The sequence below is a fragment of the Bradyrhizobium erythrophlei genome, from assembly GCF_900142985.1.
Classification (GTDB): domain Bacteria; phylum Pseudomonadota; class Alphaproteobacteria; order Rhizobiales; family Xanthobacteraceae; genus Bradyrhizobium; species Bradyrhizobium erythrophlei_B.
On the sequence record NZ_LT670849.1, the window covers coordinates 3,498,800 to 3,521,429 of the forward strand.

The 22,630-nt window shown below is 60.3% G+C and carries 22 protein-coding genes; 16 read left to right on the forward strand and 6 right to left on the reverse strand.

Features of this window, described 5'->3' with window-relative positions; all coding sequences use genetic code 11:
- Positions 1–40 precede the first annotated feature (40 nt).
- Positions 41–898, reverse strand: a complete 858-nt coding sequence (locus BUA38_RS16330; RefSeq protein WP_172806033.1) for an alpha/beta hydrolase — start codon at positions 896–898, stop codon at positions 41–43.
- 12 nt (positions 899–910) lie between these two features.
- On the opposite strand from BUA38_RS16330, the gene BUA38_RS38460 reads away from it, so the two are divergent.
- The 4 genes from BUA38_RS38460 to BUA38_RS16345 all read left to right on the forward strand — a co-directional run bounded on the left by BUA38_RS38460 (position 911) and on the right by BUA38_RS16345 (position 3,291).
- Positions 911–1,045, forward strand: a complete 135-nt coding sequence (locus BUA38_RS38460; protein ID WP_276328162.1) for a hypothetical protein — start codon at positions 911–913, stop codon at positions 1,043–1,045.
- A gap of 256 nt (positions 1,046–1,301) precedes the next feature.
- On the forward strand, positions 1,302–1,733 hold the full coding sequence (locus BUA38_RS16335) for a hypothetical protein (RefSeq protein WP_072819207.1): 432 nt from the start codon (positions 1,302–1,304) through the stop codon (positions 1,731–1,733).
- Positions 1,711–2,001, forward strand: a complete 291-nt coding sequence (locus BUA38_RS16340) for a hypothetical protein (protein WP_072819208.1) — start codon at positions 1,711–1,713, stop codon at positions 1,999–2,001. Before BUA38_RS16335 ends, BUA38_RS16340 begins: the two co-directional genes overlap by 23 nt.
- Positions 2,002–2,256: 255 nt before the next feature.
- A complete protein-coding gene (locus tag BUA38_RS16345; protein ID WP_072819210.1) occupies positions 2,257–3,291 on the forward strand; it encodes an IS110 family transposase in 1,035 nt (344 codons plus the stop codon).
- Positions 3,292–3,639: 348 nt separating this feature from the next.
- Here BUA38_RS16345 and BUA38_RS16355 read toward each other — a convergent pair whose 3' ends face one another.
- From BUA38_RS16355 to BUA38_RS16375, 5 genes are all read right to left on the reverse strand, one after another.
- Positions 3,640–4,308: a hypothetical protein gene (locus BUA38_RS16355; protein ID WP_156898541.1), complete on the reverse strand. Its 669-nt coding sequence runs from the start codon at positions 4,306–4,308 to the stop codon at positions 3,640–3,642.
- A 516-nt stretch (positions 4,309–4,824) separates the two neighbouring features.
- Entirely contained in the window at positions 4,825–5,646 is an 822-nt protein-coding gene (locus BUA38_RS16360) for a hypothetical protein (protein WP_156898542.1), read from the reverse strand.
- A gap of 424 nt (positions 5,647–6,070) precedes the next feature.
- Entirely contained in the window at positions 6,071–7,102 is a 1,032-nt protein-coding gene (locus BUA38_RS16365) for an IS110 family transposase (RefSeq protein ID WP_072819215.1), read from the reverse strand.
- A gap of 443 nt (positions 7,103–7,545) precedes the next feature.
- Positions 7,546–8,598 carry an AbrB family transcriptional regulator gene (locus BUA38_RS16370; protein ID WP_072819217.1) on the reverse strand — a complete coding sequence of 351 codons (1,053 nt, stop codon included), beginning with the start codon at positions 8,596–8,598 and terminating at the stop codon, positions 7,546–7,548.
- A 14-nt stretch (positions 8,599–8,612) separates the two neighbouring features.
- Positions 8,613–9,185 (reverse strand): hydrolase, encoded by a 573-nt coding sequence (locus BUA38_RS16375; protein WP_072819219.1) that lies wholly within the window; start codon positions 9,183–9,185, stop codon positions 8,613–8,615.
- 80 nt (positions 9,186–9,265) lie between these two features.
- On the opposite strand from BUA38_RS16375, the gene BUA38_RS16380 reads away from it, so the two are divergent.
- The 12 genes from BUA38_RS16380 (at position 9,266) to BUA38_RS16435 (ending at position 22,594) form a co-directional block, all read left to right on the forward strand.
- Complete coding sequence (locus BUA38_RS16380) at positions 9,266–9,904, forward strand: TetR/AcrR family transcriptional regulator (protein WP_156898968.1); 639 nt, start codon at positions 9,266–9,268, stop codon at positions 9,902–9,904.
- A 64-nt stretch (positions 9,905–9,968) separates the two neighbouring features.
- Positions 9,969–10,853, forward strand: coding sequence for a helix-turn-helix domain-containing protein (locus BUA38_RS16385; protein WP_172806034.1), 885 nt, complete (start codon positions 9,969–9,971; stop codon positions 10,851–10,853).
- A 130-nt stretch (positions 10,854–10,983) separates the two neighbouring features.
- Positions 10,984–11,418: a winged helix-turn-helix domain-containing protein gene (locus tag BUA38_RS16390; RefSeq protein WP_072819223.1), complete on the forward strand. Its 435-nt coding sequence runs from the start codon at positions 10,984–10,986 to the stop codon at positions 11,416–11,418.
- Positions 11,419–12,351: 933 nt separating this feature from the next.
- A complete protein-coding gene (locus BUA38_RS16395; RefSeq protein ID WP_072819225.1) occupies positions 12,352–14,361 on the forward strand; it encodes an SPFH domain-containing protein in 2,010 nt (669 codons plus the stop codon).
- 137 nt (positions 14,362–14,498) lie between these two features.
- Positions 14,499–15,431, forward strand: coding sequence for a S1C family serine protease (locus BUA38_RS16400; RefSeq protein WP_072819227.1), 933 nt, complete (start codon positions 14,499–14,501; stop codon positions 15,429–15,431).
- Positions 15,428–15,994, forward strand: coding sequence for a response regulator transcription factor (locus BUA38_RS16405; protein WP_072819228.1), 567 nt, complete (start codon positions 15,428–15,430; stop codon positions 15,992–15,994). The genes BUA38_RS16400 and BUA38_RS16405 overlap by 4 nt, the downstream gene beginning before the upstream one ends.
- 143 nt (positions 15,995–16,137) lie before the next feature.
- Positions 16,138–16,767, forward strand: coding sequence for a cytochrome b (locus BUA38_RS16410; protein ID WP_072819231.1), 630 nt, complete (start codon positions 16,138–16,140; stop codon positions 16,765–16,767).
- A gap of 59 nt (positions 16,768–16,826) precedes the next feature.
- Positions 16,827–17,468, forward strand: a complete 642-nt coding sequence (locus tag BUA38_RS16415) for a histidine phosphatase family protein (RefSeq protein WP_172806035.1) — start codon at positions 16,827–16,829, stop codon at positions 17,466–17,468.
- 216 nt (positions 17,469–17,684) lie between these two features.
- Entirely contained in the window at positions 17,685–18,854 is a 1,170-nt protein-coding gene (locus tag BUA38_RS16420; RefSeq protein ID WP_072819242.1) for an FAD-dependent monooxygenase, read from the forward strand.
- The gene (locus BUA38_RS16425) at positions 18,851–19,687 is read left to right on the forward strand and encodes an alpha/beta fold hydrolase (RefSeq protein ID WP_072819244.1); all 837 of its coding nucleotides are present in this window, start codon (positions 18,851–18,853) and stop codon (positions 19,685–19,687) included. The genes BUA38_RS16420 and BUA38_RS16425 overlap by 4 nt, the downstream gene beginning before the upstream one ends.
- Positions 19,688–19,749: 62 nt before the next feature.
- Positions 19,750–21,186: an MFS transporter gene (locus tag BUA38_RS16430; protein WP_072819246.1), complete on the forward strand. Its 1,437-nt coding sequence runs from the start codon at positions 19,750–19,752 to the stop codon at positions 21,184–21,186.
- 151 nt (positions 21,187–21,337) lie between these two features.
- Positions 21,338–22,594 carry an aminopeptidase gene (locus tag BUA38_RS16435; RefSeq protein ID WP_072819248.1) on the forward strand — a complete coding sequence of 419 codons (1,257 nt, stop codon included), beginning with the start codon at positions 21,338–21,340 and terminating at the stop codon, positions 22,592–22,594.
- Positions 22,595–22,630 lie beyond the last annotated feature (36 nt).

Sequence of the window (22,630 nt, forward strand, 5' to 3'; positions counted from 1 at the left end):
TAGCGCAACCCGCATCCCAGCCACCGAATACAGGTTCCGGTTAGAGATGCCGGTCAGCGAGCCATTTGGCGATTACGTCTGCAAGCGGCTGCTCATTGCCGTCAAAAAAATGTCCCTTCAAGCTGACCGGCTTGGTATCCGGTAAAATCACATAGTCGATGCTGGGCGCAAGTGAGCCTTCGGCATGGGCGGCCGCCAGCAGCTGGTAGGGCTCGAACGGTTGGATGATTCCGTCAGATTGATCGCGAACGACAAGGATTGGCGCCGGTATGCGGCGAATCCAGAGCGTGCCATCGGCAACACTGGTCTCGCTCCACCGGTAGGTCAGAAAATGCTGGCCGGTGACCGGGACGTCCTGGCCGGTGAAATAGTGCATCTTGACTGGCAGCACCTTGTCGAGCGTGCCTTCGCGCAGCGACTTCATCGCTGCATCGACAAGAGTCCTGAAGCTGTCCTCGTTCTGCACCAGGATCGTGCGGGTCTTCCACGGCAGGTTGCCGAACGGGCCCAGCAACATCACCGCTTTGATATCGCGGTCCCACGTCGTTGCCGCATAATATTGCACCTGAATGTTACCGAGGCTGTGGCCCTGCATCACGATCGTTTTGTAGCCAAGAGCCCGGCCGGTTCGAACGGCAGCGTCGATATCGTTGCGCACGTCGAAGAAGTTTTCGGTGTTGATGGCGTCGTCGTGCTGGCGGGTGCTGATCGCAAGGACGGAATAACCCTTTGCGGCCAGCCGTGCACCGAGGGCGCTTTGCGGGGGCTTTTGATAACTGTCGCCGCTGCCATGTACCATCACGACGAGCGTGGTATCTGCCGCCGGCTTTCGATCCGGTTGCCACAGGGCGGCGTCAACTTGGAACCCGTCGATGGCCTTGATCGCGAGGAACCGCAAGGAAATACCTTCATGGGGCGCGAAATCAGCCGAAAGCCCGGCAGGTGGTTGGGCAAAATCGTACTGGATGCTGGCAGCGATCTCGGCTGCATGACCTGCCGGGATGGCGAACGCCAGGGCGGCAGCGGCGATGAGCGTGAGAGCTGATCTTCGCGACATGATGTTCCTTCTCCGTTGCACAATCGAGGACGGCGCCGCTCATCAGATAGCACGCATTGCTCATCCGCCGATGGCACCAACACGATCCCCTGATGTCTCGAAATGCATGGCGGGCTCCGCCGACAGCTTTGCCCGATACCATACTGCAGTACACATAAGGGAAATGTCTCGGAGAGTGATGGTCCGGTCGGCCAAGCGCTGATAGGTTGATCTTCATCTGTCCTTTCCGACCAGGGGCGCACGAATGACCAGGGTTTTTCTGTCGGTCGCATTGCTCGTGAGCTTGGCTGGCGTGGCATTTGGACAGCAGGCGCCAGCGTCGGAAATTGCACCAAGTGGAAAACTGCGCGTTGGCATGATTGCCATCACGGTGCTCGGCGGCGTTGCTGAGCCTGTTGCGAGGTTCATTGGACAGAAGCTCGGCGTGGACGTTGAACCTGTGATGTATTCGAATCCAGATGCCTATCTGCAAAGTTTCGGCAAGAGTGAATGGGACATCGCTATCGGGCCTCGCGTTCTGGCCCCTGCGGATAAGGCAGTATCCACCGCTGACCTCTGGGTCATCAGTCTTATCTATGTCGCCGCACCTGGAAAGGAATTTCCCGATATCGCCTCGGTCGACAAGGCAGGCGTGAGGATCGGCACGTATCCCGTTGAGCCCGACCATCGCGGCTGATGCAGCCGAACTGCTACGCTCCGGGAAGGCAGATGTCTTCGGAGCCGATTCTGGCGTCGGATATCCTGCCGCCGACGCACTGCCGGGTGCAAAGATCGTATCCGGCGCGTTTGCAATGGTTCGCGTGGCAGCCGCGCTTCCGAAGGGCCGCTCTCGCGAGGCGCAGGCTGCCCTCGCGACAATCGTCGATGAAGCAAAACGGATCGGCGTTGTGCAGAAAGAGATCGAGGCGAGGGGCCTCAAGGGCGTGAACGTTGCGACGAAGTAGCGGCGCGCCTGGAATTGCCGCTTGCACCGTCGGGCAGATCACCTTTAGAAGCCCGCGCGTCTTGCACCCGATAAGAGGGGCGTTTCGCGATCGTCACGAACGTTGGGCGTGGGCTTCCGCTTTTGACCCTGAACGGACGTAGGGCAGGGAAGCAGGAGGCTTCCGCTTTTGATGCTGTGGACGGCGCCCACTCTGCGGCATCGGAGTGCCATAGGGTGGTTGCGTTGAAGCAAACCACATTGAGGGGAGCCGTCCATGGGCGAGGTTAGCACGATTGGTCTCGATATTGCGAAGTCGGTCTTCCAGGTGCACGGGGTGGATGTTGCGGGCGCGGTTGTAATCCGCAAGCGCGTCAGTCGCGCAAGGGTGTTGGAGTACTTTAGCGATCTGCCGCCATGCCTGGTTGGGATCGAGGCGTGTCCATCAGCGCATCATTGGGGCCGCGAACTTCAGGCGTTTGGTCACACGGTTAGGCTGATCCCGCCGAGCTACGTGAAGGCTTACCTCAAACGCAGCAAGAACGATGCGAATGATGCGGCTGCGATCTGCGAGGCGGTCACGCGGCCATCGATGCGGTTCGTCCCGATAAAGACGAAGGAACAGCAGACCGCCTTGATGCTGCACCGGACCCGACAATTGCTAGTGCGCCAGCGCACGATGTTGAGCAATGCCCTACGCGGGCACTTGGCCGAACTTGGTATCGTGTCGGCCAAAGGCCGCAATGGAACGGCTGATTTGCTCAGCATCATCAAGGATGGCTCGGATAGCCGGCTGTCACCGGCCGTGCGTGGCATCCTCGATGTGCTGGCGCGGCAGTATGGTGCCATCGGAGTCGAGATCGCATCCATCGACAGGAGCATCATGGCGCTGCATCGCGGGTGTGAGGCGAGCCGGCGGCTTGCGGAGATCCCCGGTGTCGGCCCGATCGGCGCCACCGCACTGGTTGCCGAGATCGGCGACTGGAAGACATTCTCATCGGGGCGCAGCCTTGCGGCCTGGATCGGACTGGTGCCGAAGCAGCACAGCACTGGCGGCAAGGACAGACTCGGCAGCATCACCAAACAGGGTAATCGATATTTGCGATGGTTACTGGTCGTCGGCGCGATGGCCGTGATCTGCTACGCGCGCAAGCACGGTACCGAGAAGCGGCCGTGGCTTGGCCGATTGATGGAGCGCCGACCCACGAAAGTGGCGGCCGTGGCGCTCGCCAACAAGATTGCACGGATGGCCTGGGCCATCATGGTCCGGGGTGAGAGATACAAGGAGCCGAAACTGTTACTGGCGACATGAGGCAGGCCAGCAGCTAGATCGGCAACGAATTGGCGAGGGCATGACGACGTAATGCAGATACGGTCGTTCCGGGGATCGGGAGAACCCGCTTGGGTCAACGCACTTTCAAGTGCGAGCTTACGATTGGGACCCGATCCGCGCAGAGCATTAGGGCCAGCGGCCATCCCTGCCGCAGTAACAGGCCGGACACGTGACCGCATCCGACCAATGCTGCAAAACGTCAGAAAGTTCTTGCCAGGGCGCCGTCCACACGTGACCCAAAGCGGACGGCGCAAGCGAGTGGCTTTTGTGAGCGAGCGTGACTCGCTCGCATCACGCTGTGAAGCTTGAACGCTGCTAGCAGCCACTTCAATTCGTCGTGGTCTTGCCGCCGCGCATGGACACGAGCTTTTCCTCACGAAATCGGAGAATGAGCCATGCGGTCTCATCGAAACCGTCTGCGAGCTTTCCGTTGTGAGAATACACCATCTGAGCAGCTTCCGACTTCGACGGCGGTCCCAGCGCTTTGACTACCTCCAAACGCGACATACCTAAATGCAGCTTGCCGTCGAAGACGACGGGCGCGAACTTTTCCGGGATGATGGCGCAATCGGTCGAGGTCTCGGTGTCTTTCTCGGTGAGCTCTTCAACGATCTCTGTGACGAGATGGCCCGGGCCGCCGATCTCTCCGCTGGACACGACCCATAATCGATGCTGCGCGCGTCTATAACACAGCCAATAGATGCTACCTCCAGCGTCGCCCTGGTGTTGGATGGTCCCTTCGCCCACGGCTTCGCGGACCGCGCGGAGCCGCGTCTTCTCGAAGCGGCCGGCGAATGCGCCTAGCGAAAAGCGGGTCGCCAATCTCTTCACGACCGTCGGCGGCACGCGCTCGAGCGCATGTTCGTCGACTGGTGGCGGCGGTGTCTGCGCGGAGCAGTCGTGCGCGGGGATCGCAAAAAGCAGAAGCAGCAAGAAGAGCGTCTTTCGACCATCAACTGCGAATTGCCTTACATTGGAGATTGAGCGCTTCTGCAATAGCTCCTTTCCTTTGGCAAGGATGGCGTCAACATCGAGGTCTTTGACGCGACCAGCCGCTCCTTCCGCCAGTCCTTTATATATCTCTCGCCTCAGCAGGTCGCGCTCAGGCGTCGAGAGTGCGGGCGTCAGTTTCTGAGTGTCGGACACGTCAGTCTATCTCCGGCGATGAAGAAAGGCACAACATATCATAGCTGACGTGTGGAGGAGCCTCCCTCACCCCACCGCCTTCACCTGGCTTTGGCCGGCCCACGTGCTGCATATTCGAGCAACGCCGCGATTGCGGCTGCAGCATTGAGTGGAAGCAGCGGCGATGACGCACTGCATCAGCTAAGGGCCATGTGTGGACGGCTGACTTCCGCTGTTGGCCCCTAGCGGACACCACGCGCGTTTGCGTCGATGTCCGCCGCTGAGGGCGAAGCAGACATGACGCCACCGGGCTGTGACTTCCGTTAGCGACCCCGCAGCTGACTTCGCGACGCCTGCACAAGAGTGGAAATCAACGCTTTCCTATGTTTAGTGCTTGCTGACGGCAAAGTTCGGAATGTACTGGCACGGGTCCGACGGATCGATGTGGCCCTCGTCGAATTCAATCACATCGCCCACATTCACGGTGAGCCCAGTACCAAGCACCACGCCGGTCTTGCCTTCCCATGTTTCGGCGAAGGCCGCCATGCCTGTGGCATAATTCGGACTCACGCGTCTGTCTGCCAGGACCTGGCTTGATCGGGTCATGGCCAGCGCCTGAGCCGGAGTTGCTATTCCGGTCACCACCGCCTGTTTCCGGGTCCCCGTCCGTGGTGACAGCCACTTCGCCTTGGCGCCGCACTCAAGCTTCGGCTCCTTGATGGCCGTCAATTCGTCTTCGCCCGGCTCGCGCGCCATCGCCTGCTGTTGCGCTGGGCCGACCGGTTGAACCGCCCAGGACGGGAGGGAAGCGGCGCCGGAAGCGAGATCGCCGGCAGCGCTCGGCGTGGCGAGCCCGGCCGGATTCGCGCTGGGATCGCCGCCATCGTGTCCTGGCTGCTTCGGCTGATCGACACCATTGACGTCGCGCGCCGTGCGTGGCGCCTTGGCGCGCTTGTCTGCGTCGGCTACAGCCGGAATGTTCTGCAAAACGTTCTTTTCATTCGGCGCGGAAACCGGTGGCGGCGAAGCAGCCGCAGGCTCTTCCATCACGATTTCAACCGGGATCGCGGCAACCAAAGCGGGCTCGGTCTGCCCGAAGAACCCGAGCAGTAGAATCAGCGCAATGACGGCATGTCCCACAATCGCCAATGCACCGGCCAAGCGGCGGTTGTTGGATTCCTGCTGAAGGAAATGCTGCAACCGCCGCACCAAAGCCACCGCGTCAATCGGAACCGCCTCAACTTGGCGCTAGTTTACTTAGGCATGCCTTTGGCTTCAACGCTTTCTCAGTCATGCGGATATTCTGCGACCGACAACGTGTTGGCCTCAGGCCGCTCGAGCGATGTCCGCTTCTCTAATCGGCCGTTAGGGGTCAAGCACTTTCAGACTATCCATGTTTGCGGTGTTGGTGTCGCCCACGGGCTCGTGCTTCTCTTCGGAATCGGCATCAAGGCCCTTCCAGTATGGGATTCGAAGACGAGGCGGAACAATCTTTGGGGCGGCCTTGCCGTCTTACAGACAGTGGGTCCAAGCGGACATACGAACTCACCTCATCCATCGTCCCGTGAGGGACATCATTCCACCGCTCGGTGGAACTCGAGTGTCCTCCTATCGCGTTTAATCCTGCTAGTCCTCACGCCGCTGTAACTTCCCGGCTCCATCGGAACTCGGTACCGTCAACCCAGATGCGGTGCATGATCACCGCCAACCGGCGCGCCAGCGCCACGATCGCCTTCTTCATCCCGCGGTGCCTGGCGATCTTCATGGCCCAGGCCTTGAGCCAGGACCACTTCGCCAAACGCACCAGCATGATATGAGCCGCTTCGTAGAGCATTGCCCGCATCATCTCGTCGCCGCACCTTGATATGGCGCCGGGTCGGTCAATCTCGCCAGATTGATACCTGGAAGGCGTGAGCCCAAACACCGCCCCGACCGCCTTGGAGTTTCGGAAGCGGGCGGGCACGTCGACAGTCGCGCGATAGGTCAGCGCCACAACGGGACCAACACCCGGGATGGTCATCAGGCGCCGGCACACATCATCATTCCGAACGATAGCCAGCAAGCGACGATGAAGAATGCCGATCTGCTCACGAAGCGTCCGCCGGACAATCAGCAGCGGTTCGACTAACTCAGCAAGATCCGGGAAGCTTTCGACAAGCTCCTTGATGCGCGCCTCGAACTTCACCGTTCCTACCACGCCCACCTTGAGGCCGAAGTTGCGCAAAGTCCCTCGCAGGTCGTTATCGACGGCGATGGCCTTGGACTGCAGCAGTTTGCGATGGGTCAGCAGCACTCGCAGTTTCTGACTGCGTAGCGTCTTCACATGCACCGGGCGATAAAGCCCCGCCCGCATCATCTGGGCCATACCGCGCGCATCGTTGCGATCCGTCTTGTTGATCTGCGCCTTCAGAACCGCCCGCATGTGCCGCGTCTCGACACAGATGACAGGCAAGCCTGCTTCGGCAAGCGCACCGAAAAGCCATTGCGACAGCGGCCCAGCCTCCAATCCGATCCGCTTGAAACGGTAGGCCGGGTTCCCCAGAACCCGCAGCAGAGCGTCTGGCTCGCTTGCTACCCTTAATTCCTTCGCGATCCTGCCCGTGTCATCCACAATGCAGACACTTGTCTCCTTGACCGATACGTCCAATCCAGCAAAATGGTCCATGCTGCGCTTCTCCTTCTGATGCTTGAGGCCGTTACCACGGACCTCGTTTCACCATCAGCCTGAAGCGCAGCACCCAAAATCTTCAGCTATCCACAAGCTGGGCCGGCCGATAACCCCATCTTTTGGCGGTGAAGCGATCTATGGACGCGGCCCGAAATTGCCGCTTGCGCCGTCGGGCAAATCACCTTTAGAAGCCCGCGCGTCTTGCACCCGATAAGAGGTGCGTTTCGCGATCGTCACGAACGTTGGGCGTGGGATGCGATGGTCGTGGTGGTACAGCAAGGGCGGCTGTTGCCAGGATTGGCAATCAGCCTTTCATTGCCAGGTCGGCTTCTGGCGGCAGAGCGGACGTAGGGGAGGGAAGCGGGAGGCTTCCGCTTTTGACCCTGAACGGACATCACCGTCGCGGCTACGCACGGATAAGGACTTCATGTGCTATCCCATTATAGCCGATCCGCAACGTATCGGGACAAAACCGGACCAATGACAAGGACGAGCATAAAACGAGCGATCTGCTGCGCCATAACAAACCCGACATCGACATTGGTGGATGCCGCAATAATGGCGACCGAGTCTGCCCCGCCCGGGCTGGTGGCAAGATAGGCCGTCAAAGGATCGATATCGAAAACTTCGACGAGAGCGAAGGCCAAGCCGCCGCAAAATGCGATTAACATCAGAATTGATACTATCATTTTCGGCAAAGCCCGGATGGCATACACAAGAATTTCCCGGGTAAACCGCAAGCCAATCGTCCAGCCAAGAAGCAAATAGCTGACCGCCAGCAGCCAGCGTGGCAATTCGATTTCGACAACACCGTTGGATTGTAGAACCGCACCGAGGAACATGGGTATCAAAAATATTCCTGCCGGAATGCGGGAAACAGGTCCCAGAATGACACCTCCAAGAACGAGGACCAGTGTTTCAAGAAAAGGCAGTGCGTGGATCGGCGCAAACCAGACCGCAGGCGCTGCGGCCGCGACCGCTGGTGCGTGAACCCAGAAACGGGCAATGATGGAAGCTACGAGAGCGACCATGAGAACACGCACATATTGCATGAAGGCAACCAGCCGGGCGTCAGCGCCGTAGGCATCGGCCATCACCATCATGGCTGGCGCTGCGCCAGGCAATAATCCCCAAATGGCCGTTGTTTCCGGCAAAATGCGTAACCTGCTGATGAGCCAGCCCAACAAGCAACTCGCAACGATGACCGAAAAGCTGATGCCTAGAAGTAGCGGCCACTGATGCAGAAAGGAATGAAGAATGGTGGACGTAAGAACGCGAGCGATCATGCAGCCGATGATCGCCAGGGCGAAGCCGAAAGGCAGTTGCGGCACAAGGATGCCGGCTCCGCCATTTTCGACGAGGATGCCGGCTAATATTGAACCGAGCAGAAGGGCTGCCGGCAACCGGGCCCATGTCAACAACGCAGCGAACAGAACCGAAAGAGCGATCAGAACTCCCCAGCGAGCGAACACTGGCAGTGTGGATAAAGACATGGACGGCTGCACTGTCAGGCTTGAGGAAGCGTGAGATCAGCACTTTTGACGACCCTGCTGATCCTTGGAAAAATATTGTCGATGGCAAAGTAGTGCATTTCGGCGGACATGCCGCTCGTCGCATCTTCGGCAAGAACGACGGCATAGCCGTGTTCCCATGCCTGTCGTGCCGTCGACTCGACGCCGATATTCGTCGCGACGCCCCCAAGGACGATTGTCTGGATACCGCGGCGGCGCAACTGCAAATCCAGCTCTGTTCCATGGAAGGCGCCCCATTGGCGCTTGGTGACGAGAATGTCGCCAGGCTTTGCCAAACCATCAAGCAACTCGCTGAAATTTTCAGGAAAGCCGCCGGGCGGCGCGGCAAACGCTTGATCGACCGGCTGCCGCAAGGCGTCTTTGAAATCCTTGGCGAAGCCAACATTCACGAGAACGACCGGCGCCCCTGCTTCGCGAAACGTGTCCGCAAGCGCGCTGCCGACTTTCGTGACCTGGTCGGCCGAGAGTGGACTGAGTCCGTGCCTCATGATGCCTTTTTGGAAATCTATGAGGACCAGTGCGGTCGTCTTGGGATCGAGTTCAAGCATGGTTTTTCGCCTGTTGGGTTGACGTTCGGTGTTTCAGCTGCGTTAATTGAGTCTGCACTCACATAACGAGATAATTGAGCATGCCCTCAACTATGTCAAGACCCAGTGAAGTTCCACAAGCGAGGACGCCGCAACGGCGCAACGGGAAGCTGCGTGTCGCCGCCATATTGAAGGCAGGTGCTGCCGTCATCGCCGAGAAGGGTTATGAGGCGGCGACAATGGCCGAGATCGCGGCGAGATCGAGCACCAAAATAGGTTCGCTCTATCGTTTCTTTCCCAACAAGGAAGTCCTGGCGAATGCGTTGATCGCGCATTACCACGAGGGCGTTCACGACGCCTTCGATGAACTTGATTCCAGAATTCAATCGCTATCCATCTCTGCGCTCGCTGATTTTTTGCTGGATCTGATGGTCGATCTCCACAAGGGGGCCGGGCCGACGATGAAACGATTGTTGGAAATTCCTGAAGTTCTGTCGGTTAAGCGCGGTGAATTCAGCAGATCCATTCACAAGCATATCGTCCGGACATTGACGCTGCGCAGCCCGGGACTGACCGCCAACAAGGCGCAAGATATGGCCGTCGTGATCCTCGGCAACATGAAGACGATGGCCGCCTTCTCGGACGCCACCGACCAAAGCGTTCGTCCGGGCGCTATTGAGGAGTTGCGCGAGATGACCCGGATTTATCTGAAAAGCAGGCTGAAGACGAAGCCGGTTTAATCGATGTCGGGATCTCCTTTAGACTGCGAAAATTACGATGGTCGTCTGGTCGCGGAGGAACAGCGTGCAAAAAGCGCAAGATCGGCGATACGACGTGCTGCAGTCGTCGTCTGAGTTGGGTTGGTCGAATCTTTTCGCCGAGGTCCGTTCCTATGGTCGCGGAGGAGGGACGCACCCCGCTGACCCGGAGACCAAAATCGCAATCTTGCTTGATGGATCGGAAGGCACCTCCGTCTGCAGAATCGGTGGAAGCTGGCGATTGTCGGAGCACATACCGGGCAACGTCTGGGTCAGACCAATGGGCGGCAAGTATGATGAGGGCTACACCGCTACTGCCACAACGATTCGAGTCTTGAACTTACACTTGACCGCCAGTGTCTTTACGCAACTTGGCGATTACTACGGTCTTCCTGCAGCGCTCGCTCGGTCTGTTCGCTACGTGTGCGGCGAGCAGGACGAAGTCGTCAATCAGATTGGCTTGTCGGTGCTATCAGAGATGATGACCCCTACGGCTGCTGGACGCATGTTCGCGGAAACGGCCTCTCTGCTGCTTGCTGCAAGATTGCTACACGCGCATTGGGATGCTGGTTCCGTCCGCTTGCCGATTGAACGACGTCACCAGCTCGATGAGCGACGCCTGAGGCGTGTTCTTGATTATGTCGAGGAGCATCTTGCTGACGATATCGCGGTTGCCGACCTCGCCAACGTCGCGTCTCTCAGCATCTTTTACTTCACGCGCGCGTTTTCTGCCGCAGTAGGCATGCCTCCGCATCGCTACGTCAGCCAAAGGCGGCTGGAGTGGGCAAAGACAAAGATCGCGGCGGGGGGCACATCGATAGCGGAAATGGCCTTCGTGTGCGGATTTTCCTCGCAATCGAGCTTTACCCGTGCGTTCCGGCGGGCCACGGGTTTGACCCCCGCGATGTATCGCCGCGAGTTCGGTTCGTAGCTGTCAGCCCAGCCAAGAGGGTTGAGCAAAAACGGTCTAAACAACGGCAGACACGGTGCATACGGCGCGATTACTTGACATTAAAATGCGCGGTAGACGATGGAAGTTGCGATGCCGGGTTGCTCTAGCCATGGTGCATAGAACGCTGAGATTTGGTCCGTTTGAGCTTTCGGGTAGCAAGAGGGTGCTATGGTGCAACGGTGTCACGCTTCCCCTTGGCAGTCGGGCGTTCGATATTCTGGTCTATCTCGCCGAACGTCCAGGCGAGGTCATCGGTAAGAACGAGCTCATCAATCATGTCTGGTCGAACGTCACCGTGGAGGAGGGCAGCCTCCGGGTCCACGTGGCCGCCATCCGCAAGGCGCTCAGGGATGGTCAGTGCGGTAACAGATATATCGCCAACGTTAAAGGACGAGGCTACTCGTTCGTAGGATCGGTCGTTCGTCTCGAAGACAGCACGGAACACGTCGGCGACTGGCACATGAAAGCTAGACTGCGCTATGCGCTTGTTTCGCCGAACACTCATCGACGGTCGTCAAAACTTCGGAGCGTGCGTTTGCGCTGAACCCACCATCAGCACAAGGTCGCCTTCTGGCCCATCGTGACATTTGCGGCGGTTGCACAAAGGCGGTCGGTGTCGGGGCGAACCGGACACTCGGCGGCGAAGCGATCTATGGACGCGGCCCGAAATTGTCGCTTGCGCCGTCGGGCAAATCACCTTTAGAAGCCCGCGCATCTTGCACCCGATAAGAGGGGTGTTTTGCGATCGTCACGAACGTTGGGTGCAGGATGCGATGGACGCAGGTCGTCAACTGACGAGTGACGATGCCGCGGACGGTGAAGTCGTGTGGTCCTGATATCCCGACGCTGATGTCAAGTTGGCGACAATGCTACGCATTGTGGCCTGCGACGGAGACAACAAAGCCGGTCTCCGGGGAGAGTACGAAAGAAACCGTAAAACCATCGTGCAGGGAATGCCGGATTGTTTCGGCGAACCTGTGGTGGATTTATCTGCGTGCTTTCTATTTTTGCACGCGGAGCTGCGGGTGAGTCGATCGCCCGGCATTCCCTGCGCCCTCTTTCATCGAGGGACGTGAACTTGCAAAAGCTCGGGCGCGATTGGCGCCGCGGGAACGCGCCGCGTTGCACTAGAGGGATCGACTAGAGAGATCGAGACGACATCGCGGCGATCACATTCGCGAGGCGCGCGTGAACCCGTGCCGTTTTCCTGCCGACCAATCGGCATGGAGGGTTTTCTGCCGCGCCGCACTTTGCCGATGATGATGCAAGTCAGTTGCAACTCAGAAGTTAACGGCGGTCGTGAAACTGTCATCGCTTTCAATGAGTCCAACGAGTTAATGCCTCTGTCACAATCGCTACGACTAAAGATTGTCGCGAGCACTGTGCTGCACGCTTCTTGTGGAAGCGCTAGCGCAAGGCCAGATTCTGCGCCCCTGCAATTTTAAGCTGTGACGATTTGCAGGCATGGAGATGTCAAATGGACGTCAATCATCTGAGTGCTGGTTTAACCAACATCGCTGTTTGGGCTGGCGCAGTCGTCGCCTTTCTCATCCTGCTGCGTCTCGCCAACATCTTTCGTTACATATCGAACAACCAGGTCGGTATCGTCGAAAAGCTGTGGTCGACCAAAGGGTCGATCAAAGACGGCTTTATCGCCTTGAATGGCGAGGCCGGTTACGAGCCTGAAGTGCTGCGCGGCGGCCTGCACGTGTTCTTCCCGTTCATGTACCGGATCCACAAATCCGATCTGGTCACGGTCGGGCAGGGCAAGATCGCCTATGTGTTTGCGCGCGACGGTGCGCCGCTCGGCGCTTCGCAGGTGTTAGGCGCCAACGACACCGAAGACAAATCGGACTTTCAGGACACGCGCAAATTCCTGCTGGCGGGCGGCCAGAAAGGCCCGCAGCGGAAAGTGCTGCGCGAAGGCACTTATGCGATCAACACCACGCAATTCGCGATCATCACCGATGAGCGCGTCTACGGGCATGCGTTGAGCGGCCAGGAACGCGCCGTCCTCGACGGCATGCAGTTGACCATCAGCGAACGTTGGGGGTTCACGCCGGTGATCCTGGCCGCAAATCAGGATCTCGTCGGTGTCGTGACGGTCCACGATGGTCCGTCGTTGCCACCCGGTGAGATCATCGCGCCCGAAGTCGGGATCGATCTGCGCGACGAGGCGACCTTCCACAACAACTTCCAGGAGCCGGAACATTTCCTGAAGGCGGGCGGCTATCGCGGCCGCCAGTTGCAGGTCATCGTCGAAGGCACCTGGTACATCAACCGGTTGTTTGCCACCGTCGAGTCGGTGCCGAAGACGGTCATTCCGGTCGGTAATGTCGGCGTGGTCATTTTCTACACTGGCCCGCGGACCGACGACGTCTCCGGCGAGCAATATCGCCACGGCGAACTGGTGCTCAACGGCAGCCGCGGCGTCTGGAAAGACCCGCTGTTGCCCGGCAAATACGCCTTCAACACCTATGCCGGCAAGATCGAGGTCATTCCGACCGTCAACTTCATCCTGAAATGGGTGCGCGGTGAAGTCGGCGCGATGAAGCTAGATGAGAATCTGTCGGAGATTTCGCTGATCACCAAGGATGCGTTTGAGCCGACATTGCCGCTCTCGGTGGTGATGCACATCGACTACAAGAAGGCGCCGATGATCATTCAGCGTTTCGGCGATGTGAAGAAGCTCGTCGAACAGACGCTCGATCCGATGGTCAGCGCGTTCTTCAAGAACATCGCGCAGAAGATGACGTTGATCGAATTGCTGCAAAACCGCGCGGCGATCCAGCAAGAATCGGCCGCTGAAATGAAAGCGAAGTTCGAAGGCTATTCGCTGGATCTCCAGGAAGTCCTGATCGGCACACCTCGTGCGCCGGCCGGCGATCATACGATCGAGAATATCCTGATTCAGCTGCGCTCGCGCCAGGTCGCGCGCGAGCAGATCGAGACCTACCAGGAGCAGGAACGTGCCGCCGTGCAGGAGCGCACGTTGAATGAGGCGAAAGCAACGGCTGCGGCGCAGTCGGCGCTGACGCAATCGCTCATTCAGGTCAAGGTCAACGAAAACGAAGGCGCGGCCGCGCTGGCCCGCGCCACCAAGGACGCCGAAACCCGGAAAGTAACGGCGGCCGCCGTCGGCGAGCAGTCGCGGCTTGAAGGCCAGGGTGAGGCCGATCGTGTCTTGGCGGTGGGTGCGGCGAACGCGCAAGCGACGAAGTTGGCGGTCGATGCTTATGGTGGGCCGGAGTTCCGGCTTGCCGAGCAGAACTTCTCGCGGTTCGCCGACGCACTGACCAAGATCAACCAGCCGCTGGTGCCGCAATTCCTGATGTCCGGCGGACAGGGTCAGGAGAATAATAGCGGTGCCGGTCTTATTCCAACGGCGATGCTGAGCTCGATGTTCGGCCAGATGATGCCCGATGCGCTGGCGCGGCTGAAGGACGAAGCGCCGAAAGCAACGCCTCGGACCAACGGCGGCGGCTAGACTGATCAGAACTGCGGCGGCCGCAGCATCTGCGGCCGCCCGGTCATCCGGCCGGGACCATCCCGGCCGTCCGGCCGATAGTCTCAGGGGCCTGCAATCCGCAGATTCCTTCCTATCTTCAGGGATAGGAGCAGCCCATGTCTTCTTCGTTAGAGCCTTCTTCGTCAGAGTCCTTTTCGTCAGACGTCCTCAGCCAGTTGTCGAGCGCGATATCCGCGCGCACGGAGGCCGCGAAGAATGCGGTCGTCGCGACCCGTTTTGGTGAGGGCAGGCATCTCACCGGACTGGTGTGGCAATCAGGCGTTGTCGTCGTTTCCGAGCAGGCGTTGCCGCGCGGCGAGGAATTTGAACTGGTGGCGCCCGGCGGCGCAACGGTTGCAGCCAAACTCGTGGGGCGCGACGCCAGCACTAATATCGCGGTTCTGAAAACGGACGAGGCGATTGCCGCACCGGTCTACACCGCAGCTCAGGCGCAAGTCGGCACGCTCACATTGACGGTCGGTGCCGATGGTGCCGGTGGCGCGAGTGCGCGCCTGGGGATGGTCAACCTCGTCTCGGGCGAATGGCATTCCCGCCGTGGCGGCCTGATCGATCGGCGCATCGTGCTGGATATTCAACTTGCTTCGCGTGAGGAGGGAGGGCCGGTGTTCGATGCCGCGGGCGGCTTGCTCGGCATGTCGACCTTCGGGCCGCGTGGCCAGGTCATCGTCATTCCGCACGCGACACTCGCCCGCGTCGTGCCGCAACTCGTCAAGGACGGTCACGTTTCGCGCGGCTGGCTTGGTGTCGCGCTGCACGCGGTTGCGGTGCCGGACGCTCTGAGGGAGAGCGCCGACCAATCGAGCGGCATGATGGTGATGTCGGTCGTGGAAGACGGTCCGGCGGCGCAGGCGGGGATCGTGGCCGGCGACATTATCCTCAGCGTCGACGGTATTTCGGCTAATCGCTTCCGGAAGATCGCCCGTTACTTCGGGGGCGACAGCATCGGACGCAAAGCCGATGTTCGCGTGATCCGCGGCGGGGCGATCGTCACGATCCAGACCACCATTGCAGAACGGCGGGCTGCGTGAGCGAAGTGGCAGGCAATATCGATTTGGCTCAACGGCTGCGGGTCGCCGTTCACGCGGACGACCCGCTTCGCCGCACCGCGCTGTGCAGGACGGTTGCGGAAGCCGGCCACATGGTCGTCGATCTCACGGACGAGGCCGACATCGTGCTCGCCGACGGCAGCCGTCCACCCGAGGAGGCTCGTAGCGTCATCGGGCTCGGCATCGCCGATGATCGCCTGCGTGGCGCCTTGCCGCGCGACGCCGATGCACGCCAGATCGATGCGGCGATCCGCGCGGTCGCCGCAGGCCTCGTCGTGCGCACGCCGCCGCCGCGTGACAATGGTTTCGGCGCCATGCGGGAGAGCGAGGGTCATCAGGCCTTGCTCACGCCGCGCGAGCTCGAGGTGCTTGCGGCACTGGCCGAGGGGTTGACCAACAAGGCCATTGCACGCCGCCTCGACATCTCGCTGCACACGGTGAAATTCCACGTTGAATCGCTGTTTCGCAAACTCGGTGCGCGCACCCGGACAGAGGCCGTCGCCAAGGCGGCCGAGCGACGCCGCAACGACATCATCATGTTGTGATCGCGGGTTGATATCGGTGTTTTCTTGCCGCGTCCGTCAAGCGGCCGCGCCGTCAAGTAAAATGCATCAGGAATAAAGCGGCGACCGCTCCGGTCTTCTCTCGGCGTCAAATGACGGCCGAGTAACCAACCGGAGCGATCGACATGACCAAAAATTTAGAATCGGCGGAGACATCTACCGTCGCGACTCAGGCAGATGATCGGTTCGATGGAACCAGCATCATGCTGCACTGGCTGACCGTGATCCTGATCGTGATTCAATTCTCCAGCGCGTGGATGCGCGAGAGCGTCGATCACCACAGCTCGATCGCCGCAAGCCTTCTGGCGGCACATCTGAATTCCGGTGTGCTGGTTTGGGTCGCGGGTGTGGCGCGCCTCATCTGGCGACACAATTTCGCCTACCTGCCGCCATTTCCACCGAGCATGCCGAAACTTCAGCAGACCATTGCCAAGGTTAATGAATACAGCCTTTACGTCCTGCTGCTGGTGCAGCCGATCACTGGACTAGGCCGGGTTTTGTTCCGGGGTCAGCCCTTCGATTTGTTCTTCTGGCAGGTGCCGGCACTGTTCGAGGAGAATGATTCCATCCGCCACTTCCTGGCGGAGAGCCACGAGTTCGGCGCGAAAGCTCTGCTTGCGCTGATCGGGCTCCATGCAGGCGCCGCGCTTTTCCATCGGCTGGTACTGCGCGACGGCGTTCTGCAACGGATGTTGCCGCGGATGTCGGCGCGCGCGAAGCTGGCGCCGGTGCTTGCAAAAAACGACGCGGAATAAAATCGACGCGTCGGAAGTCTTTGAGACGGATGGGTTCAAGCTCAGAAGGAACTTAGATGATGTTTACCATTTCAAAATCGATTACCGCACTTGTGGCCTCGGTTGGTCTCTTTACCACGTTTGCCATGACCGCCCCGGCCGCGCGCGCTGACGACAAGGACATTGCGCAAGCCTTGCGTGCCGGCGGTCTCGTTCTTGTCGTGCGCCATGGCGCAACGTTTCCCGACAAGGCTGACACCGACCCGCTCAACTTCGACAACATCGCCGCGCAGCGCAATCTGAACGACAAGGGCAAGGCGCTGGCGAAGGCGTTTGGCGACGCGCTGCGCCAGGCTGGCGTTCCCGTCGGCAAGGTCTACACCAGCAAATACAACCGCGCCTATGAGACGGCGGTCATTGCCGGCTTCAAGGATATCGAGAAGACAGCCGACCTGACCGAGGGCGGATTGATTGTCACGCCGAATGAGAACAACCGCCGCGCGGAGGCGTTTCGCAAGATGATCGCGGTGGCGCCGACCGATCACACCAACACGATCCTCATTACCCATCAGCCGAACATCGTTGCCGCGCTCGGCAAGGACTGGTTCGACGTCAAGGAGGGCGAAACCTCGATCTTCCGTCCTGCTGACGGCGGCTACAAGCTCGTCGCCCGCGTTCAGATGGACGAGTGGCCGCGCATTGCGACCGTTGCGTCGAAATAGGGCGACCACGCCTCACGGCGATCCGATGCTGACTTTGAATTGCGCAACCGCCATCCGGGCGGTTGCTTCGTTTGTGGTGGCTGTCATGCCGCGATCAGATTGATCCGGAAGGCGAGGCGCGATATGGAGGAAGCATAACGGCGCTGCGTCAAAGAGCTCAGCGCCCAAGACCGCGAAGGCTTAAGGGACCTTCAATATTCAAGGAGCGGCTAGGGCATGGTTTCCCCCAAAATTGCAATCATTGGCGCCGGGATGGGTGGCATGGCCGCGGCCGGAACGCTTCGTCAGGCGGGCCTCGATGTCGAGGTCTTCGAGCAGGCGCATCAATTCGGCCGGATCGGCGCCGGCATCCAGATGTTGCCGAATTCGATGAAGGTCCTGCGCGGCATCGGCGTCGAGGACAGGTTGCGCCAGCGCGCGTTTGCGCCGTACTCCCATCTCAACCGCGTCGGCGATACGGGCGAGCTCAAGCGCGAATTGCCGATGCCGGAGGATCTGTACGGCGCGCCGTTCCTTTGCATGCATCGTGCTGACCTGCACGAGGCGCTGACCTCGGTCGTTCCGCCCGAAATCATTCATCTGAACAAGAAACTGGTCCGGCTCGAGCAGAACGGCGGCCCGGTCACGCTGTTCTTTGCCGATGGCACGACGGCTGCGGCCGACGCCGTGATTGGCGCCGACGGCGTCCACTCGGTCGTGCGCGACATCATCATCGGTCCCGACCGGCCGATTCACCGCGGGCGCATCGCCTATCGCGCGGTGTTCGACTCGAGTCGCTTGCCGCGGGAAATCTCGCGTTCGCGCGTCAAGTGGTGGGGCGAGGACCGCCATATCGTGATCTATTACACCACCAAGGACCGCAGCCAGCTCTATTTCGTCACCAGCGTGCCGGAGCCGGCCGACTGGATGACAAAGGAATCGTGGTCGGCGAAAGGCGACGTGCACGAGCTGCGCCAGGCCTATGCGGGCTTTCATGCCGAGGTGCGGATGGTGCTCGATGCCTGCCCGGATTGCCACAAATGGGCGATCCTTGAGCGCGACCCGCTGCCGACCTGGAGCCAGGGCAGGGTGGTTCTGATCGGCGATGCCTGCCATCCGATGACACCCTATATGGCGCAAGGCGCGGCGACGTCGATCGAGGATGCCGCTGTGCTGGCCCGTTGCCTGAAGGGCGTGGACGTCTCCGGTGTCGAAGCCGCTTTCAAGCGCTTCGAGGCGCACCGCAAGCCGCGCACGTCCAAGATCCAGGAGATTTCGAGCGCCAACACCTGGATGAGCGGCGGCAACGACGATCCAAGCTGGCTCTACGGCTATGATGCCTGGAACGTCTCGCTGGACGCGCCGGCCCCGACGCCCGGCTCCACGCCGAAACCGGCGGCCGCATGAGCCGTGCCGTGACGTCGTCATCGGGAACGATATCGGCGGCGGATGGCGCTTCGATCGCCTATACGCTGCACACTGCGGCCGGTTCGAAAGCGCGCCCGCGCATCGCCCTGATCCATTCGCTGGCGCTCGATCGCAGCTTCTGGGACGGCGTAGTGCCTTTGCTGACCCCGCATGCGGATGTACTGATTTATGATTGCCGCGGCCACGGCAAGTCCGCCAAGGTCAGGATGACCTACACGGCCGAACTCTTTGCCGGCGATCTGGCAAGTTTGCTCGACGACGTGAAATGGCCGCGCGCCATCGTCGCCGGCTGCTCGATGGGCGGATGCATCGCGCAAGCCTTCGCCGGTGTTTATCCCGATCGCGTGCGGGGCCTTATCGTGATGGACAGCACGGCCTGGTATGGCCCGACTGCACCGAAGGATTGGCGCGAACGCGCCGCGACCGCCGTCACCAAGGGACTTGCAGCGCTGTCGGCGTTCCAGTCGACGCGCTGGGTCAGCGAGGCTTTCCGAGAGACGCACGCGGATGTGGTCCAGAAGCACATCGACGTGTTTCTTGCTAACGACGTCGATTGTTATCGCGCGACCTGCGAGATGCTCGGCGACGCCGATCTGCGCCATTATCAGGCGAACCTGCGCGTGCCACTGAGCGTGGTCGTCGGCGAAGAGGATTACGCCACGCCCGTTGCGATGTCGGAGCAGATTCATCAGGCGGTGCCGAGCTCGACGCTGTCGGTGCTGCCGAAAGTTCGCCATCTGACCCCGATCGAATGCCCGGTGGTGATTGCCGAAAAAATCCTGGAGCTGGTTGCGCGCGTCGACAATGTCTGATCGGTCTCTCAACAACGTTGTCGCCTGAGGCGGCCTGAAAAAGCGGAAGAGCGGAGGAAGCCTTGTCAGTTGTCAGCGCCACGTCGCGGTCCGAGGCTTCCGGCGTTTCCCCGTCCCCGTCAGATTTCGATGCCGAACAGGCTTCCGCCGGCCTGATCGCGCGGATGGAGCAGGTGCCGACCTCGCGTTGGTTCGTCACGGCGCGGATCGTGATGGGAAGTGCTACGTTTTTCGACGCTTTCAACGCGCTGTCGATCGCCTTCGTGCTCCCGATTCTGGTGCCGCTCTGGCACATCACGCCGCCGGAGATCGGCATCCTGATCGGCGCGAGCTATGTCGGCCAGATCATTGGCGCGCTGGCGTTCAGCTGGGGTGCCGAGCGTTATGGCCGCATTCCCTGCGCGGCGGCGGCGACTGCGATTTACGCCGTCATGAGTCTGGCCTGCGCCACAGCCTGGAGTTTCAACGTCCTGCTTGCGTTTCGGTTTATCCAGGGGATCGGTGTCGGCGGCGAAATGCCGGTGGCTGCGACTTACATCAGCGAGCTTTCCAAGGCGCACGGCCGCGGCCGTTTCTTCATGCTGTATGAAATGATCTTTCCGATCGGACTGATGGTCACCGGCCAGGTCGGTGCGATACTTGTGCCGCTCATGGGATGGCAGATCATGTTCTTGATCGGGGGGATTCCTGGCCTCATCATCGCGCTGTTACTGTTGCGGTTGCCGGAATCGCCGCGCTGGCTGATCGGCAAGGGCCGGCTCGCCGCAGCCGACGCAGTCGTGCGGCGGTTGGAGGCGGCGGCCTCGGATAAGTCCGGCGCTGCGCTCGCCGCGCCAAGCACAGAGACCCTGCCTCAGCAGGTCGAGGTGCCACAGCGGTCGCGCGGCAGATGGGGCGAGTTGCTTTCGCCTGCCTACCGCGGCCGCACGCTGATCGCCTGGGTGTTGTGGGCCTCGGCCTATCTCGTCGCCAACGGTCTCAACAACTGGATGCCGACGCTTTACACCACGCTCTATCATCTTGAGTTGACCCAGGCACTCCGCGCGGCTTCGCTGACCAACGTCGCGCAGGTGGTGCTGGTGTTGATCTGCGCGCTTGTGATCGACCGTACCGGCCGCAAGTTCTGGATGATGGGCGCCTTTGGCATGGGCGCGGTGACGCTCGGCATTCTGGGATTCGGCGGCGCGAAAGATGTCTCGTGGCTCATCGTGCTCGGCACGATCAGCTATGGGCTGATCGGATCGATCGCCGCGGTCGTCTATCTCTACACGCCGGAAATATACCCAACCCGGATGCGCGCGGTGGGAACCGGGGTCGCGACGTCCTGGCTTCGGATCGCCTCGGCGATCGGACCGGCCTTGATCGGCTTGATGTTGGGCAAAGGTGGCGGCATCGATTCGGTTTTTCTGATGTTCGCGGCCGTGGCCATTGTGGGACTGATTGCCGCAACCCGCATGATCGAAACCCGAAATTTACGCCTGGAGGAAATTTCGCGCTGATCTCGGCCTCGTTCAACTGATCGTCACTCGACCTTCGTGTGTTGATGAATATCGTATCTGCCTGATGTTGGCACGGCTGCTGCATTGTATTCCTGCACGTCCGTGAAACCTGATATATAATGAACCAGCAGAAACGATAGGCGATCCCACCATGAATGCGTCACAATCTGGCCCCGCGACACCGATCGATCCCGTCAAGCTCGACCGGCTGGCGGAAGTCGCGATCAAGGTCGGGCTTCGACTTGAAAGAGGGCAGGATCTTCTGGTGACGGCGCCGACGGTCGCATTGCCGCTGGTCCGTAAAGTGGCTGAGCACGCCTACAAGGCCGGCGCCGGCCTGGTGACGCCGATCCTGTCGGACGAAGCGATCACCTTGCTGCGTTATCGGTATGGACAGGATGAGAGTTTCGATCGCGCCGCAAATTGGCTCTATGAGGGAATGTCGAAGGCATTCGCTGCCAACACGGCGCGGCTCGCCATCGTTGCCGATAATCCGATGCTCTTGTCGAGCGAAGATCCGTCGAAGGTGGCGCGGGCCAGCAAGGCGACCTCCATTGCCTACAAGCCGGCGCTGGAGCGGATCGTCAATTTCGACGTCAACTGGAACATCATCGCTTATCCATCGCCAGCATGGGCGAAGCTTGTGTTCCCGCAAGATGACGAAGACACGGCGGTCGGTAAGCTTGCCGATGCCATCTTCGCGGCGTCGCGGGTCGACAGGGAGGACGCCGTCGCAAACTGGCAAGCACACAATGAAGTGCTGCGTAGCCGGAGAGCTTGGCTGAACGATCAGAGATTTGGTGCCTTGCATTTTTCCGGTCCCGGCACTGATCTCACGGTTGGGCTCGCCGACGGACATGAGTGGCAGGGCGGCGGTTCGACCGCCAAGAATGGCATCACCTGCAACGCCAACATTCCGACCGAAGAAGTCTTCACCACGCCGCATGCCCGGCGCGTCGACGGACACGTGGTCAGCACCAAGCCGCTGTCGTACCAGGGCTCGCTGATCGAAGGCATCGCGGTGCGTTTCGAGGAAGGGCGTATTGTCGAGGCGAAGGCGACGCGTGGCGAGGAAGTCCTCAACAAGGTGCTCGATACCGACGAAGGAGCGCGCCGGCTCGGCGAAGTGGCGCTGGTGCCGCATTCGTCACCGATTTCGAAGAGTGGTCTGTTGTTCTTCAACACCCTGTTCGACGAAAATGCGGCCTGCCACATCGCGCTTGGCCAGTGCTATTCGAAATGCTTCCTTAACGGCACCAATCTGACGCCGGAGCAGATTGCGGCGCAGGGCGGCAATTCCAGCCTGATCCACATCGACTGGATGATCGGCTCCGATCAGATCGATATCGACGGTCTTTATGCCGACGGCCGGCGCGTGCCGGTATTTCGGAAGGGCGAGTGGGCCTGAATTCCAGAAGGCCTGTGCCGATACGGCGCAAGCTAG

Coding starts and splice junctions, on each gene's coding strand:
- BUA38_RS16370 (WP_072819217.1), bottom strand. CDS start 8,598: ATGTCTTTATCCACACTGCCAGTGTTCGCTCGCTGGGGAGTTCTGATC.
- BUA38_RS16390 (WP_072819223.1), top strand. CDS start 10,984: ATGGTGCATAGAACGCTGAGATTTGGTCCGTTTGAGCTTTCGGGTAGC.
- BUA38_RS16380 (WP_156898968.1), top strand. CDS start 9,266: ATGCCCTCAACTATGTCAAGACCCAGTGAAGTTCCACAAGCGAGGACG.
- BUA38_RS16425 (WP_072819244.1), top strand. CDS start 18,851: ATGAGCCGTGCCGTGACGTCGTCATCGGGAACGATATCGGCGGCGGAT.
- BUA38_RS16375 (WP_072819219.1), bottom strand. CDS start 9,185: ATGCTTGAACTCGATCCCAAGACGACCGCACTGGTCCTCATAGATTTC.
- BUA38_RS16365 (WP_072819215.1), bottom strand. CDS start 7,102: ATGGACCATTTTGCTGGATTGGACGTATCGGTCAAGGAGACAAGTGTC.
- BUA38_RS16415 (WP_172806035.1), top strand. CDS start 16,827: ATGTTTACCATTTCAAAATCGATTACCGCACTTGTGGCCTCGGTTGGT.
- BUA38_RS16345 (WP_072819210.1), top strand. CDS start 2,257: ATGGGCGAGGTTAGCACGATTGGTCTCGATATTGCGAAGTCGGTCTTC.
- BUA38_RS16400 (WP_072819227.1), top strand. CDS start 14,499: ATGTCTTCTTCGTTAGAGCCTTCTTCGTCAGAGTCCTTTTCGTCAGAC.
- BUA38_RS16410 (WP_072819231.1), top strand. CDS start 16,138: ATGACCAAAAATTTAGAATCGGCGGAGACATCTACCGTCGCGACTCAG.
- BUA38_RS16420 (WP_072819242.1), top strand. CDS start 17,685: ATGGTTTCCCCCAAAATTGCAATCATTGGCGCCGGGATGGGTGGCATG.
- BUA38_RS16395 (WP_072819225.1), top strand. CDS start 12,352: ATGGACGTCAATCATCTGAGTGCTGGTTTAACCAACATCGCTGTTTGG.
- BUA38_RS38460 (WP_276328162.1), top strand. CDS start 911: ATGGGGCGCGAAATCAGCCGAAAGCCCGGCAGGTGGTTGGGCAAAATC.
- BUA38_RS16335 (WP_072819207.1), top strand. CDS start 1,302: ATGACCAGGGTTTTTCTGTCGGTCGCATTGCTCGTGAGCTTGGCTGGC.
- BUA38_RS16435 (WP_072819248.1), top strand. CDS start 21,338: ATGAATGCGTCACAATCTGGCCCCGCGACACCGATCGATCCCGTCAAG.